Genomic DNA, 15,694 nt, shown 5'->3' with positions numbered 1-15,694 from the left:
AGAACCCCTTGAGTAATTTACATCGTACACAATAACCTTCCAAATATATTTTTTAGCGCGCAAATATTTCTGAATAAATACCGGCAAACACCTATTCCCTTTAACATCAACAACTTAAACAAACACTTCTGAAAACATGAAATTTTTGTTACATGAAACCAGGTATTAACAGCATAAAATCAGCAACTCATAGCCAACGCTTTTTTGAAAGAAAAAAGTTATTTTTTTGCATTGCAAGAATAAGAAAACATACGTCGGCTTTTTTACGATTATCTTGTCGGTAGCGACGTAAAGAATTCAGATGGGAAAATTGGAAGACAGCAAAAACTTTAGAAATAAGCAGGTTCTCTACGGAGTAACAAAGTCTCAGTCTTATTGGCCTAATAAAATGAAAATCTGTCATAAAGGGCCGCAATTGCGACCCTTTATTTTCTTATAGGATTTAATTATTTTTTTCATCGAGTGGTGCTGTAGGTTGCTCTGGAACACCAATTGGGCGAGACGTTTTAGAGAAGCTTCTCGATTCAATTAGCGACTCCTGATTAACTCGTGACGTGGTATTAACGGATTTACCTGACCCAATCGCACCTGGAACGACGTCGGCGGGCTCGATTGCATATTTTGCCGCTAGATTTGGAGTTGCTAAGAAGTGACCGTCCTGCGAGTAATTCAAATGGCGATAGTAAAGATAAATGTTATCCCAATCGTTGTAGTCCCGCAGAGTGTCAAACCTTGGTGTTACAAAGTCAGGTGCTCGATAATCGTAGTTAATATTAAACGAAGTTTGAGAGTTACTGATAATACCGTCACAATTTAAATCTTGACCACCTAAAACATAAGCTTCGTTAAATCCGCTTTCTGAGAAGCTTGCATGCTTGCCATTAGAGTAATCAAGATGATAAGTTCGCCAATCAGTTTCTAATCCACCGGGAATATTTCGACGACTTACCCCTGATCCATATTTCGCTTCAAGCTGCTGCATACAGCCAGCATTTTTATCCCGCCGTACACCGACATAATGGCGATCGGAAATCATTTCTTTTTCGGTCAAACCATCACCATTGTACGGCACACCACTTAGCGCGTAAGCGTAGTTCATGATACTGGTGTAATTTGGTTTAAAATTAGGTTCGCTGTTAGGATAAGCGTCGGGCCAACCGCCGTGACTTAACCCTAAAACGTGACCTAATTCGTGCATAAATACCGAAGCTTGACTGTTTATCATGCGATTTAGTTCGGTCTGTGAACTATCATTTAAATACCATCGACTTCTCGGCGCAGCAGCGGGAGAGCCCAGCGAAACGTAAAAATAGTAATCGAAGTAGTCAGGCGCTTGTCCCGAGGAACCTTCACCACCAGCCGCTTGTGATCCGGCAAATAACGCGTAGTAAAATAAACGTGAGCGTTCCGGTTTATTTTCAAAATACACCGGCATGTAACTAAACACGCCAGGATACGAGTCATTGTTTTTCATTCCGGGAACAGCGTGATTTCCGTTGTATTCATTTCTCCAGTCTGACAAGCCTATCCAGGGAGAATATTGGACGGCCTGCCCGCCCCCAAGATTGTAATTTTCAACGCCTTGGCCAAATAAATTACCGACATCAAAATGCAAATGGTAACCCCGCTCTGCAAACACACTTTTCACTTTATCGAAAACTTCACGCCTCGGTTGCGTCCCATGATCACCGGAGCTTTGCTTGCTCATATAATCGACCTCAATAAAAATATCAGTGTTGCCTTTTCTCGCTCCCCATTGATAAACAGGCATCCCAAAAAATGTTTTTCCATACTCCTCCGCACAATCAGGAATGCCATCGACGTCGTTATCAGTATTGATGTCATTACAACTCGGTTGTACCGGATTTTGTTGAGTACTGATATTAAGGTTCCAGGAAAGGGTTTTACGCGACAGAGAATTACCGCTGCGAATTTCGAACTGAATGGTTTCGACATTACTTGAACGTGCGCCGAAGTGAGAATAGCTATAAGTAAAGGGAACGTAATTATCGTCGTGGTGATCCTGGGTGTTTGCAGCAATACCGTAATCGCCTTGACACGTTATTTTCATTTCATAATTAGCAGGGTTAAAGCCACTCCCTTGTACATATAAGTTTCCGCTCACAGAAAAATCATCGAATGAATCGCCATATTTGCTAATGTCAATTCCACCATTAACATCTGGCAGGTTACAAGTTGTCGGTGCTTCAATAACAATACTTTCAACCGCACTTTCGGGGCTTGTTGTGTCACCACAAGTGGCCGAAACTTTCACCTGATAAGAGCCAGCAGAAAGTCCGCTTATCGTTTTAGCAGTGCTAGATTGGTTGCCGATATTTTGCCAAACATTATTGGTTGCGAGATAAACCTGGTAACCCGTTGCCTCTGGCACACTATTCCATTCAGCCAGAAAGGAACTTTCAGTCGCACCGCTTAAGTTGAGCCCCGTCGGCCTACTGAGTTCAGCCGGACAACTACTTTCTAATTTAACCGTAATCCAGTTGCTCGTTCCCTTAACACTGTCGTCACATTCTACTTCCGCAATAATTCGCACATATTGGGTCGAGAGTTGCGCCAGGTCTCGTAAATCATAAAATAAATTTTCGGTTGTCCCCACAGTAGACCAAGCGCCATTAATCCAAAGTTGAATAGCATAGCTATCTGCATCAGTAACCGCGCTCCAGTTTATTCTAAAAGATGATTCGGTAATATTGGTAGCTGTTAATTGGGTTGGTTCTGTTAATTCTGACGGACACATATTTTCTGAAAGGATAACAGTGATCCATTGGCTTTCACTGTAAACGGTTTGATCACAGTCAACTTTAGCGACGATGCGAACATATTGTGTGGATTGTGCGGCTAAGCCGGTTAATTGATAAAACAACTCGTCAGTTGTTCCGACAGTCGACCATGCCCCATTGATCCATAACTGGACGCTGTATCGATCGGCATTTTCTACTTTGTTCCAATTAATAGTAAACGATGTCGAAGAAACATTGGACGTGGCCAGGTTGGATGCTTTTGAAAGAGCTGTTGGGCAGTCATCAACACCAGTCATCGTTACAGAAATATAACCGCTATAATCGCTCATACCACAGGCGTTGTTTGCAGCGACCCTAACATATTCCACACCAGCGGAGAGTTCCTCAAACTCATAAGTATTTGTTTGAGAAGAACCGACATTCCCCCAGCCGCTCGCGTCATTCCAGCGTTGTAAATGGTAGCTATCGGCATTAGCAACATTAGACCAGGTAGCAGTAAAGCTATTTCCGGTTACATTGATTGCTTTTAATCCACTCGGTACACTCGGTGCCTGGCATTCATCAACGCCAGACATTTCAACCGCGAGCCATTCACTCGCTGTGCTATAGTTGCCGCAATCGTTTTTCGCTGTCACATTAAAATAAAATTGCCCGGCAGGTAATCCGCTGATCGTTGTCTGATTGTCACTCGCGTATACTTGTTGATATCCACCGTTAATATAGTACTGAACAATGTATTGATCAGCGCTATATACTTCATCCCATTGTAGACTTACGGCGGTTCCAGTATTAGCTACTTCACTCAAGTTGTTTGGTTGTGATAAAACTGCGCAGTTTGCCGCATTTACTTTTTGAAACGACCCTGTTGTCATAAGAAAAACGATGAATAGCTGACAAGTTATAGCGGCTTTAAACAAACAGTTTTTTCTTATTTTTCGATCCATTTTAGCCTCCAAAATTACATTTTTTATACAATGGTTGTTCAAATAGTAACCATGAGAAAAATTAAGGGTCAAGCGAAAATTTTTCGAGAAAAATATTGATTAGTGCATGGAAGAGCTGACAACAAAACCTTTAAAATACATAGGGTTATAACAATAATTTGAATTTGTTCGTGATATTCGTTACTCAGAAAAGCTAGCTAATGTCACATGTAAGTCGTTTCATACCAACAAAATTTTTTATGTTTTTTTGTATTTAAGCGGTTGATGAAACGTTAAGAGCAGGACAGAGTTGATTAAATCGTTTTTAAAGAAGGATTGCTCTATTCAACAGTAGAGAAAATATCCTTAGTGTCTTCAGAAAAACACATTGCCTTTTTGTTGAGTAATATCTGGATTTAAAAGCAACCAACTAAAGGGTAAATTTTTCCATATTTTTTAAATGGAGCTTTTCCTTTAGTTGACTGCTTATGTAGTAAGCTCAACCAACAAAAGTGACTTGTCTAGCTCAGCGCTTTTTTTCTAAAAGCGTTTTGCTGAATTCTGGATTGGCGTCAAAAATAAATATTTTTCCATCATCCTGGCTGATCAAATAACTAATCAACGCACCGACCTGTCTTTTCCTTGCTGCATCTTCATCTTTTACTTCATGAACAACAAACAACCTGACATCTTCAGGTGATTTTTTTGACACCCAAATTCCACCGTCTCCGCCAAAACCTTCGCCAAAGTCAGGACACTCAGGATTTCCCTGACAAACCGCCGCATCTGGACCAATATAATAGTAACCTTTTTTATCTTGATAAGTTGGTTTGTAAATACCGGGTTTAATGCCTTGTTCCCATAACACCCCAATACCTCTTCTTTCGCTGTATTTCATTGGTTCCGAGACTTCAAAATAACTATCATCACTATATTTTACGAAAGATGCAGGGTCATGGCCGATCCCCCTTGCACAACCGAATAACAGGACGATAAAAGAGAGACAAAATACAAATCTAAACATGAAATTTCCTTTGTAGTTTTTATAGTAGCCCCCAAAGCGCTCAAACAAGAACTTCTGATCTTCAGCAATGAGGATAAATCATCGTCTGCATAATACATTGTTTTTCAATATTCACATAGAAGCTCTACCCACAGATTTTGTAATTTTGTTTTTCAACGCTAGTTTTAACCTTTTTCTCCGTCATTTGATATAAAACGCTGGTTCAAAACTCTGTCTCGTTGTTCTCTAAAGCGATTAAATGCAGCGATGGCAAGTTTAGAGAGATTCGCAGGATCGCGAATGATTTGCTCAACCTCATCTTTCCTGAACCGAATTAATTCGACGGTCACCGCAGACTCAAACTCTAGTAAAGCAGAAGTTCCTTTAGTAAAAGCGCCTTCAGCTTCGAATGGAAAGCTTTCTCTTCCAACGGAATCGAAACGAAAACGACCGAGACCAGAAATCACTTTTGATTGCCCTGAATCAAGTTTTGTTCCGCTCCAAAAATAAAATAGCTCAACCGGTGTCGTTGTGCGTATTGCAATGGCGTCACTAGACCATCTGGCAACGCGGTGACCATTTTCGTTAAATGCGATACCGTGCATTGCATGTTTTTCCGCTACATCAGAAATAGAAATACTCACATAGGAAAGCCCTGAGTGTTTTTCAGAATAAACGAGTTGCCACCAATGACCATTAACGCTTCTCGCTGCCGTTGCCTGCGATTGTAAATCGGCTTCCGCATCTTTCATGGTAACTGCGCGCCATTGAACCAGACCAACTAAGATAATCACCAGCACCATAGCGACGATGGTCAACAGTGTTTGTTCAAAAGGCGAATCCTTCATTGCTGTAACAGCGCCCAGGGCGGCAAGGACAATCAGGCCGCCCGCCATAATGATAAAGCGATCGCCTTTCTTTAAAAGCGCAAGATTATCGGGATTAATAACCTGGTTGATCAAGTTTGACAAGTTGGCAGGAGACTGTTTACTATTTTTCGAGTCTGCTTTTTTATCGGTGGTAGTTTGAGAATCTTCGCTCATATCTTTTTCTCCCTGACCCATGACTATTTCTCTTTAAAGAATTGTAGTCTATCTTCCAAAGTTTGCTAATGCCCGAAGAGTTCTATAGTAAGATTCGAAAACAGTAAAACAACTTATCAGTCTTTAACGCGCTGCACCTTTGCTTCCTTTTTCTCTTTGCGATGTTTTAGTTTCTTCGAACGTTTTGGCTCATTAGGAAATTGCTCTCTCTTAACAACCTGTTCGTGCGTCATTCCCCCGCTTCTTCCTGACCATTGACTTTTAATCGCGCCTTTAGAATCCTTTCTTACAACCTTGTGCCCTGTTTCATTTGATTCAACTATGGTTGTATCGCCATTTTTATGTACAACTTTTGTCGTTTGCTTGCGAAGTTCGTGACTCTTAAGTTCTGAGGAGAATGAATGGTTGCTCGCAACGCAACCCAAGATTATTGCACTGATAATTATTAGTCTTTTCAACATAAAACCCTCTTTAAAATTAAAATAAAAATTCTTAATTAACACCAATAAAAAGCGGCACTATTATCTGACTCTGATTACCTGATTCTGATTATCTGCCACTGTGAATTGACTGACTAGTACCCAAACTTTGTATCGCGAACGTTTAAATCTGTTTGTTCATTTAGAACGAGTTTCTCACGCTCGATCACTCTACCTCGAACCATTACCAGTTTAATGTTTCTGGTGTCGGATATATTTTTATCCGGTCTGCCATCAACTAGAATAATATCAGCGCGCTTTCCTGGTTCAAGTGTCCCCCACTTGTCGTCTTCTTTCATCAATTTTGCCGCGTTTTTGGTCGCAGTTGTAATAGCTTCCAGCGGCGTGAGACCTGCATCTACCAATAGTTCAAGTTCAAAGTGAAGTTCTTCACCGGTGAATAGTCCATCGTTATCCGTGCCTGCTACTAGCGGGATACCGGCGTCAAAAATTAGTTTTACGTTTTTCTGGAGTAGCTTGTGAAAGTGCTCACTAAAGTTGTCGTTAGCGAATTGCTTATCTGTGAGTGCCCGCGAAGCATCTTTACTCGCCTTTTCCAGAAGCCATGACGGCGTCGTATTTTTGATTAAATCACTTTGTAAAAATGATAAACCTCTCAGGCGCGCGTGTTTAACGATTCCCCCTACTGCTCGCGTAGTAATTATTTGTACCTCATTTTGTTTCATGATTTTGAGTGTGTCATCGATCACTCTACGTGGCGTATGAGCGAACGCTCTCAACCCCGTTGTGACAAGATGTTCAGCACCGTTAGAAAACCAGGCATCGACAATTACCGGAAGGCCTAGTTTTTTACCATGATTGACCAAAGCCACGATTTGAGGGCGCGTTAATTTCGCGTAAGCTTTTATTGCGCTCACGCCATTATTTTTCAAATAGCGGGTAATTTTTTGAGCCTGTGTTTCCGATGCCATACTCAGCGAAACCGCTGGCCATTGAGGATCAACGCTGTCGATTAAGGGGCCTACGTAATATATGTTAGGGCCGACAATTTTTCCGGCTTCAATAGCCTGATGCATTTGTTGGACGAATGGTAACACCGCACCAGTATCTAACACTGTGGTAACGCCGGCGTACAGCAATGCATTGAGGCGACGCTGATAACCCAGCAAATCATGTCCTTCTCCACCCCAGGTTAGATGTACGTGCATATCTGCCAACCCGGGCATGGCGACCTGACCTGCGGCGTCAATAATTTCAGCCCCCGAAGGTACCTTTAATTGGCTTCCCACGGCTTCTATTTTACCGCCGCGAATAATTATCGAACCATCTTCGATCGGCGAATTGCCATTACCATCAATGATCACTGCGTTAACGATTGCGGTGACTTTATCCTGGGCTCTTGCCGGTACCTGAAGACCAGTCAACATTAATAGTATTGCAAAGTTGCCTAAAACTTTTATAACTGACATCAACATGCTACACATTTCCCTTTTTTAGGTTTTTTTCTTGGTTAATTGTTTATTCGTGCAAGCTCTCTGGCGAAAGCCTTAGCTTTTTGGGTTGTAACACTTCTATATACTTATGATTGTTAAAAAGGTTTGAGTTGCAGTTGTAAAAATGAAGATTTTTTTTGTGTAATAAGTGCGAAGTCTATTAGAAAAATTAACAAAGTTAGTCATTCTAATAAGCTGAGAGAGTAATATGCCAAGCTCGCACTCAGGTTTTAAAACTGGTATCGAACACTCGCTTCAACCGTTCTCGGTCTACCGGCATTACTCCAAAATGGAAAATTATTGAACACTCCCTGTTGATAAGATTCATCCAAAATGTTTTTCAAATAAAGTCCGAAATGCCATTGATTCTGATACTCAAAACTAAAGCTAACATTAAGCAAGTTATAACTGGAAAATTTAAATTGATTTTCATTATCGGCAAATCGTTCATCGACATAAGAATAACCTATCCCCCAGGACACTTTGTTATTTGATGGTAGCCTCTGTCGATAATTGAACCAAAGGCTACCGCTTTTTTTTGGACTCATCCTTGGCTGATTATGAATTAACTCTTCCTCACCACTTTGCAATATTTCTGAGTCAACGTGGCTGACAGAGAATAATAAGTTCCAGTTTGGACTTAACTGACCTACTAGATCACACTCTAATCCCTGGTTACGCTGTTGACCAATACTTGAAATAATACGTTTTTTGTCGATCACAAACGCTGCACAACTCGCTTGTATCTGTCTATCCAGCCATAGTTGTTTAACCCCAATCTCCCACTGGTTCGATTCAGCTGGTTCAGCAAAACTCACATACTCAACCGTCTGTTCTGCTATGTCGCTCTCTTCAACAACCCAGTTAAACTGAGGTGTAAACGCTTGACTATAAGACGCGTATAAACTTGAGGCCTCATTTAACTGATGTATAAAACCGACGCGTAGAGATGGCTCTATCAGTGTTTTTTTAGATGGGTGAGATGGATGTTTACTTTCGGTGTCGAAATAGTCGAGGCGACTTCCCAAAAATAGACTATTCGATTGGCTCGCTTGTAATATCCATTGGGCAAAAAGCGCCAGGTTTCTCTCTACAACATTAACCGGGATGTCCGAATTATTGATCACCAGCTGATTATTTATTCCCGCGTTGATGGCACCGCGATTGTCATGGGTTTGCCAAATCAGCTGGCCGGGTTTTGAATAACTGAAATTAAGTCCGTAAAGTTGTTCTAATTCTAATCCAAATAACTCGGTCATTTTAGAAGCAGTCAATTCAGAACTAGTAAACTGGGCGTCATTTGCCAGCTGGTTGATATCAAACCCCAATTGATCACTAGTAAGGTCCGCATTATTGAGTGCTTCGGTTAAAGCGATTAACAATTGCGGATCATTTATCTGGTCGTCATCGAGCGTATTAACATTAATCAACTGACCTTGATAATTGAATTCAAATTCGGCAAGAAATGGAAACAAAACGCGGTTCTTTGATTGATATTCTTCATGTTGTAGTTGTATATTGAGTGCCCAGTCATCCATCAAAATATCTTGGGCGCGCAGCTGGAAGTGCCTGGTTTCAAGATCCACTTCTGTGAGCAAATTATTTTCAACACTACTCACATATAAACCATTTTCTTCCAGGCCGACAAACTGGATCCTGTCTTGAAATTGTTCGGGAGACCGCCCAAAACTCTGTGCCGCGTTGAGTTGTTCACTGCGCAATTGCAGATTTAAAGTGGCACCGTCATCCATTTCTTTTTGCAAGGTCAACATCAAACCATTACTATCGTTCAAATCATAATCGCGACGACTCCCTTCCGTTTGATGATAAATAATTAGCCGTGAAAAAATTTCATCCGCCGGTTCATGGGACCAGTCCAGCTCACTCCGTTGATAATCTTCACTTGAGCGAATAAAACTAACCGATGACTCGCTGCCATCCGGCTGCTTTAGCAATAAATTAACCAGTCCGCCCGGCTCCATCCGGCCATAAAGCGTAGAACTGGGACCTTTAGCAACTTCAAGTTTGTCGATAAAAGCAATATCCGGCGCTAATGAGTATGCGTGCCCAGAAAAGCCATCGACTTTTATTGCTGGATAAGAAAAACCTCGCAGGCGCAGTTCGTTAGTGATCCCTGCGTTTTTTTCAAGATAAGTCGTGGACGAAACCTGAAGACTTAAATCGCTATAATCTCGCGGATTTAAATCTTGTATCAGTTCTTGAGGTAACCCACTGACAGACTGCGGCGTCGCCAGAAAATCTCGTTGCGATTTAGTACTCGACACTGTCGCGTTAAGACGATAAGGAGATATTAGTTTGCCCACGACAACCATTCGGTTTTCAGCTTCAATATTTTTTTTCGGGCGCGGCCTTAACTTGTTGGACGAAGGTAAAACAGGTTTGGCGTTGAGTCTGCGATTACGCTCTTTCGAACGCGCCATAATGACGATAGCGCGGTCAGTTGTGATTTTGGCTTGCAGACCAGTTTCAGCAAAAAGCAATTTTAGCGCGTCGGCCAGAGTGTATCGTCCAGTGACCCCTTTAGAAGTGACCCCTTCCGTTAAACTGGATAAATAGATCACTTCTAAGTCGCGAGCTAGCGCAAAGGAAACAATCGCTTTTTCCAGCGTTTGCGGCTTAATATCGAATTCGTATTCAGGTATTAATTGTGCTGATGCAGGCGAGACAAGCAACCCAATCAACAAGAAAAAACCTATCAAGTGTTTAGAGATAAGAAGTTCCTCGGGCTAGGCTTTACTAACGATCACAAAATAAGGAGTAATTTGAGTAATATCAAGTTTCAGGCTGACTTTGAGTTTTTCTAAAGTGGCCAATGGCTGATCAAGTCGAAATACACCGCTCACAATCAAATCGTTTACGCCATCACCTCGTAGGACTATTTTCCCACTATGATAACGGTTAATTTCCTCGATTACTTCGGCCAACGGCTGGTTATCGATAATTAAGCGTCCTTTGTGCCAGGCAGTTGCTTGCAATGGGTCTACCGATTGAAGTTTGGATTCTCCATTTTCTTGATAAAAAGCTTGCCCTTCATCGACCAAATGTTTTTCACCTGAGGTATCGTTGCTTGTTTTCACTTGTACTCGATGTTCGGTTACAGTGACCCTGGCTGAATCATCTTGAAAAAGTCGAACTGAAAAAGCAGTGCCCAAAGCTCTGGCTGAAAGTTCACCGGCGTTGACGATAAATGCCCTGTCAGGTTCATCCATAACATCAAAAAATGCCTCTCCCTGCAATAACACAACCCGCCGCAGATTGTCAGAATAATGCACCTGGATGGCCGAGTCTGTATTCAGTAAAACCCGGCTGTTATCCTCAAGGATAACTTCACGCTGTTCTCCGACACTTGTCATATAATCTGCGGAATACCGCAGCTGAAACTCAGGGAAAATAACGAGCATCCCCAACAGCAAACTAGCTGCTATCGCCCAGGGTTTCCATCCAACACTTCGGCGTTCGTTTTTATCACCGTGCTGAGTTGGCTGTTCTAGTTTCACAACCTGGGCCGTTTGCACGGAATTATCCGGCAGTTGCCCTGTATCAAGCCAGACCTGTTCAACTTGAGCGAAAATATCCTGATGTAGCTCGTCGTGATTAAGCCAACTGACAAATTGCTGTTCTTCTAATTCATCAAGGTTTGATGATTCCATACGTAACAACCAGTCTGCAGCCTGCTCTCTCACTTGCGTAATTTGGGATGTTTTAAACTGGCTCATTTCAGCTTGCTCACTAAAGCTTGTTTCCGATAGTCATTTCTGGCGCAGTTACGATTATGCCTTACATCTAGCATATCAATAAGTGACCTACCAAAGAAGACGTCGTTGAACACCAATTGAGGAATCGTTTTATTCATTCTGCGCCTCAAAAATTCGCCGATGACAATGTTCTAGAGCCTTTCGAATGTGCTTTTCTACCATATTGACGGAGACACCCAGCCGTTCGGCCACCTCAGTTTTAGCGAGTTGTTCAACCCTGTGCCATCGAAATGCTTGCTGACATTTCTCTGGCAGCTCCGTTAATGCTTCAGCCAAGAGACGAATACGTTGCTGCTGTTCTAAAATTCTGTCTGGCGTTCGTTCTTCAACTGCATTGTCAAATTCTAGTTCCTGCTTTTTCTGTAACCTTGCTTGCTGACGAAAATAATCAGCCACAAGATTATTTGCCGCGCGATATAAGTAGGCTCGCGGCATCGCAATCACTTTTTCAGTCGAATAACGCTCAAGCTTCAAATATAACTCTTGTAGTAAGTCATCGGCAATTGCTGAGTCTGGCAACCGTTTACGTAAAAATGCCAAGAGTTCCTGACGGTGCTCTTTATAGGACTGTAGCAATGTTTCATGCATAAATTAACTTAGGTCATCAGGTCTCAATTTTAGAACCAAGCATAATTACTTTAACAGCCTGATTCAAACTCGTTTTTTAAGGAATAGCATAGATATTTTGAATTTTTTTAATATTTTATTCCTCAATTTGACTTCACAACCGTCTTCCTAGTCGAGTGTTGGTTATTTGCTCTCGAAAACAGACTGCTTACCATTGATAAGCATTATGGTTCGCATTACCAACAAAGATTTTAACTATGACTCTACTGTGTGAGGTTCTAAATGATACGCAAAAGTCGTTTTAGTGTTCTAATTTGTACCATCTCAATTTTGCTGGGTGGCTGTAGTGGCGGAAATTCTGATAGTGTTCAAGCGCCCAATATTAGCGAGCCGCCAACTGCTGATACCCCTCCTCCAGCGACAACAACAATTGATGCAAAAGTCGCTTCCTCTGGAAATTGGTCGGATCCAAAAACCTGGAATAACTCCGCTTTACCGGCTGAAAATGCCAGAATTCTGATTCCCTCAGGGCTCACCTTAACTGTAGACGGTGAAATTAAGGAAAAGCTAAAGAAAATTGAGATTGAGGGAACATTGAATTTTGCTACCCAAATCAATACACAGCTTAAGGTCGAGACGATTACCAGCAACATGCAAGGCCGTCTGGAGATTGGTAGTGAGAGTAACCCCATCTCTGCCGATGTTAGTGCGCGTATTATTTTTGCCGATTACGGCGCCATAGACCGTACCAAAGATCCCAAACAGCTCTCCCGAGGTGCAATATTGATGGGGCCAACGCGTATGTGGGGAGCGAAAAAAACAGCCTGGGCCGTGCTCTCTCAACAACCTAAATCGGGAGATTCCAGTCTCATTTTGAAAGACAGTCCGATTGGCTGGAAACCCAACGATAGACTCGTGTTAGCAGCAACCGACCCTGACGATCCAAAGAGTGATGAAGTGGCAACGATTGCCAATGTAAATGGCAACGTTATTACTTTGACGAGTCCGTTAGTCAAAGACCATCAAGCGTTAAAAGCCGACCTTGACGTACACGTGGCCAACCTTACTCGTAACATCGAATTATTGTCAGAAAACTCAGCAATACTCAGGCGCGGACACGTGATGTTTATGCACAACTTAAATGTCGATGTTAACTATGCTCGGTTTTATCAGCTCGGCCGCACGGATAAAACCATTCCTATCGATGATTTTACCTGGCCTGACCTAGATGATGGACCAGCAATTCAATTGGAAGGCAATAATATGCGTGGTCGTTATTCTATTCATTTTCACCGTGGTGGTGTCGGCGTAGATTCTATACCCGCCAGAGTCCGCGGCAATGTTGTTGAAGATAACCCAGGCTGGGCTTACGTGAATCATTCAGGCCATGTGGACTTTATTGAAAATGTTTCTTATAACGTGGTAGGCGGCGCCTTTCAAACAGAAGCCGGTGATGAAAAAGGTTCTTTCATTCGAAATATTGCATTACGCACCATCAACCCGAATGATCCATTAAACTGTAATTGTCCCGAGTCTGTGGTCGATAACCGCGAAGACCGTCAAGATTTTTCATTCCAGGGAGACGGTTTCTGGTTACACAGTGGCGGTACCAAAGTTGAGGGTAACGTGGTTGCCGGCGCGAGTGGACACGCCTACATTTACTGGCCGGAAGGGTTGATTGAAAATGTTAATGGTGAATCAAAGATGATGTTAATTGATTCGGCACGCTTTCCTAACAATCATCTGCTAGCCCCCAATCAAAAAATCGATGTGTGGTATTTACCAGTCTTATCGTTCAAAAATAACATCGGATATAACGCCACCAAAGGATTAGAATTTTTTTACCTTCACGCTCACCATTTTTTTACAGGCAATCAAGATAAAGTAACCGAGGCATATCTAGCGACTTTGCAATCTTCTTTTGAAGATTTAATTTTCTGGAATATCAAGCAACACAGTATCGGTTTTAATTTTACCGAGAGAGTGAGTTTTAAAAATGTTCGTCTGGTGGGTAACGGCAATGACTCTCAAGTTGGCATTGATGCTGATCACCTGTACAACTTGGTTAACTACCAATTTGAAAATGTGAGTATCGAGGATTTCGGTGTGGGGATGGAAGTTCCAACTCAAGGTAATGTAGTGATAAAAGGCGGTACCTATGCGAATAAAGTTGATTTTCGAATTGAAAATCCGCAGCGTGGACCGAGAAATTTAACTTTTAAGGACATTCAGTTTTCCGATACACAGGCTTTTAATAACCAGGAAAGGATCAATTTCCAAATGGCGCCGGATTTCACATTACTGGGTGTTACCCAAGACGGTTTCCCTAGAGGGGCCTTGCCAAAAGAATCGTTGTTTTTCTTAATGCCAGACAGGATCACTTTAGATTTTGGTACTTTCGATAATCAAGGTCTTTTCTATAATCAACAAGTACCCGAGTTTATTCCGATGTTGGCAGAAAATGCGACTTATACCACAACCTCTGGCGAGCAACACCACATTGCCAGTCAATACGTCGGTCTGATGAACCAACAACTTAAAGACCAGTTTCAATTGCAATTTGGCGGAGCTTATCTACCCAATGACGCCAAACCGGTCACAGGAATCGTTGGTGGTCAGGTTGGCACAGCTGCTGATGCACCGACAGTTTTTCCGCCCTTTGACAATGAATAATCAGCGCGTAATCAATCAGGGAAAATTCTTTTTCTACTTTATGCTCTAACAAAAAAGGCTCTCTCCCTCTCCTTCAAAAGAGAGGGAAAAGACAGAGGAAAAAAAAACGCTTCAGGTTATTGATTCAACCTAATCGCCCTTTCATACTATTTACCCATGCAATTAATTTTCTAAGCACCTCTTCTAGTTCAACTAACTAGTCTGGGCTGGCTAGCGACATTGCTATTCACAAGAAAACAATCACCAATAACCGGCGACAGGAAAAAACGCTCGACAATCCCGGTGATAACCACGACCTCTCCGTTATCGATATCTAATAATCTGCGCTTAAACATTTTATCAAAAACGGCGTGCGCCGAATCGATTCCCAAGTCGGCGGATTTCGGCGCGATTGTTACCCATATCTGGTCATTTTTTTCTTCTGATACCGACATTACTTTCACTTCCCAGTTCACTTTTTTCCCGATATAACTATCTTCAATATTTTTTCTTTGAAGCTTAGTCAACTTCTTATCGCTCCAGGTATCAAGAAGTGTCTGTAAATCATTAACCACCAGTCTTTCAGCTTTTTCTTTATTATCAACTTTGCGGCTAACCTCAACATTTTTTATCGACTGCTTCTCTTTTAACAATCTCCTTTTTTCAGAAATTCTTTGCACCCTTTTACGTTCTCTCTCTTGCATTGTGAGAACTTCGTCACGAAGCTCTTCAATATTTTGCTCCATCACGGACATTTTTTCTTCATGGGGTTTGAGATAAAAGTGCAACAGCCACAGCCATAAACCAACGGCTATTAGTATCAATAATAGTGTCAAACTGATAATAGGAAATTGTGAAATGATATTGCCCATTGTATGAACTCGTGTGACGCAAGGCCATCGCTCGGTAAAACAGTTGCTTCTTAACAGAGGTTAACTATGCGTTAAAGCTCAAACTCTCTCTACCTAGCGAGTCACATATTCGACAATTATTTAAAACAATTTGTGCTGAAAATTGTTTGGACGATTCCACAAT

Annotated in this window: 10 protein-coding genes; 1 reads left to right on the top strand and 9 read right to left on the bottom strand. The window is 41.9% G+C overall.

Annotated elements, in window-relative coordinates:
• Positions 1-442 precede the first annotated feature (442 nt).
• The 8 genes from FLL46_RS18460 to FLL46_RS18425 all read right to left on the bottom strand — a co-directional run bounded on the left by FLL46_RS18460 (position 443) and on the right by FLL46_RS18425 (position 12,028).
• Positions 443-3,706 carry a fibronectin type III domain-containing protein gene (locus tag FLL46_RS18460; protein WP_142932825.1) on the bottom strand — a complete coding sequence of 1,088 codons (3,264 nt, stop codon included), beginning with the start codon at positions 3,704-3,706 and terminating at the stop codon, positions 443-445.
• A 505-nt stretch (positions 3,707-4,211) separates the two neighbouring features.
• Positions 4,212-4,709, bottom strand: coding sequence for a hypothetical protein (locus tag FLL46_RS18455; RefSeq protein ID WP_142932824.1), 498 nt, complete (start codon positions 4,707-4,709; stop codon positions 4,212-4,214).
• A gap of 164 nt (positions 4,710-4,873) precedes the next feature.
• A complete protein-coding gene (locus FLL46_RS18450; RefSeq protein ID WP_142932823.1) occupies positions 4,874-5,731 on the bottom strand; it encodes a hypothetical protein in 858 nt (285 codons plus the stop codon).
• A 116-nt stretch (positions 5,732-5,847) separates the two neighbouring features.
• Positions 5,848-6,192, bottom strand: coding sequence for a hypothetical protein (locus FLL46_RS18445; RefSeq protein ID WP_142932822.1), 345 nt, complete (start codon positions 6,190-6,192; stop codon positions 5,848-5,850).
• A gap of 113 nt (positions 6,193-6,305) precedes the next feature.
• Complete coding sequence (locus tag FLL46_RS18440; protein ID WP_168204229.1) at positions 6,306-7,640, bottom strand: amidohydrolase family protein; 1,335 nt, start codon at positions 7,638-7,640, stop codon at positions 6,306-6,308.
• 254 nt (positions 7,641-7,894) lie between these two features.
• Positions 7,895-10,366: a TonB-dependent siderophore receptor gene (locus FLL46_RS18435; RefSeq protein ID WP_142932820.1), complete on the bottom strand. Its 2,472-nt coding sequence runs from the start codon at positions 10,364-10,366 to the stop codon at positions 7,895-7,897.
• Between the two features lie 45 nt (positions 10,367-10,411).
• Positions 10,412-11,401 (bottom strand): FecR family protein, encoded by a 990-nt coding sequence (locus FLL46_RS18430; protein ID WP_142932819.1) that lies wholly within the window; start codon positions 11,399-11,401, stop codon positions 10,412-10,414.
• Positions 11,402-11,530: 129 nt separating this feature from the next.
• Positions 11,531-12,028: an RNA polymerase sigma factor gene (locus FLL46_RS18425; protein ID WP_142932818.1), complete on the bottom strand. Its 498-nt coding sequence runs from the start codon at positions 12,026-12,028 to the stop codon at positions 11,531-11,533.
• Positions 12,029-12,289: 261 nt separating this feature from the next.
• Between FLL46_RS18425 and FLL46_RS18420 the strand changes: the two genes are divergently transcribed.
• Positions 12,290-14,680, top strand: a complete 2,391-nt coding sequence (locus FLL46_RS18420; RefSeq protein WP_142932817.1) for a G8 domain-containing protein — start codon at positions 12,290-12,292, stop codon at positions 14,678-14,680.
• 188 nt (positions 14,681-14,868) lie between these two features.
• On the opposite strand, the gene FLL46_RS18415 is transcribed toward FLL46_RS18420, so the two are convergent.
• Complete coding sequence (locus FLL46_RS18415; protein ID WP_142932816.1) at positions 14,869-15,531, bottom strand: hypothetical protein; 663 nt, start codon at positions 15,529-15,531, stop codon at positions 14,869-14,871.
• Positions 15,532-15,694 lie beyond the last annotated feature (163 nt).

Source organism: Aliikangiella coralliicola (assembly GCF_007004725.1).
Classification (GTDB): domain Bacteria; phylum Pseudomonadota; class Gammaproteobacteria; order Enterobacterales; family Kangiellaceae; genus Aliikangiella; species Aliikangiella coralliicola.
Note: the sequence above shows the minus strand (reverse complement) of the source record. Positions and strands in the feature narration are given on the sequence as shown.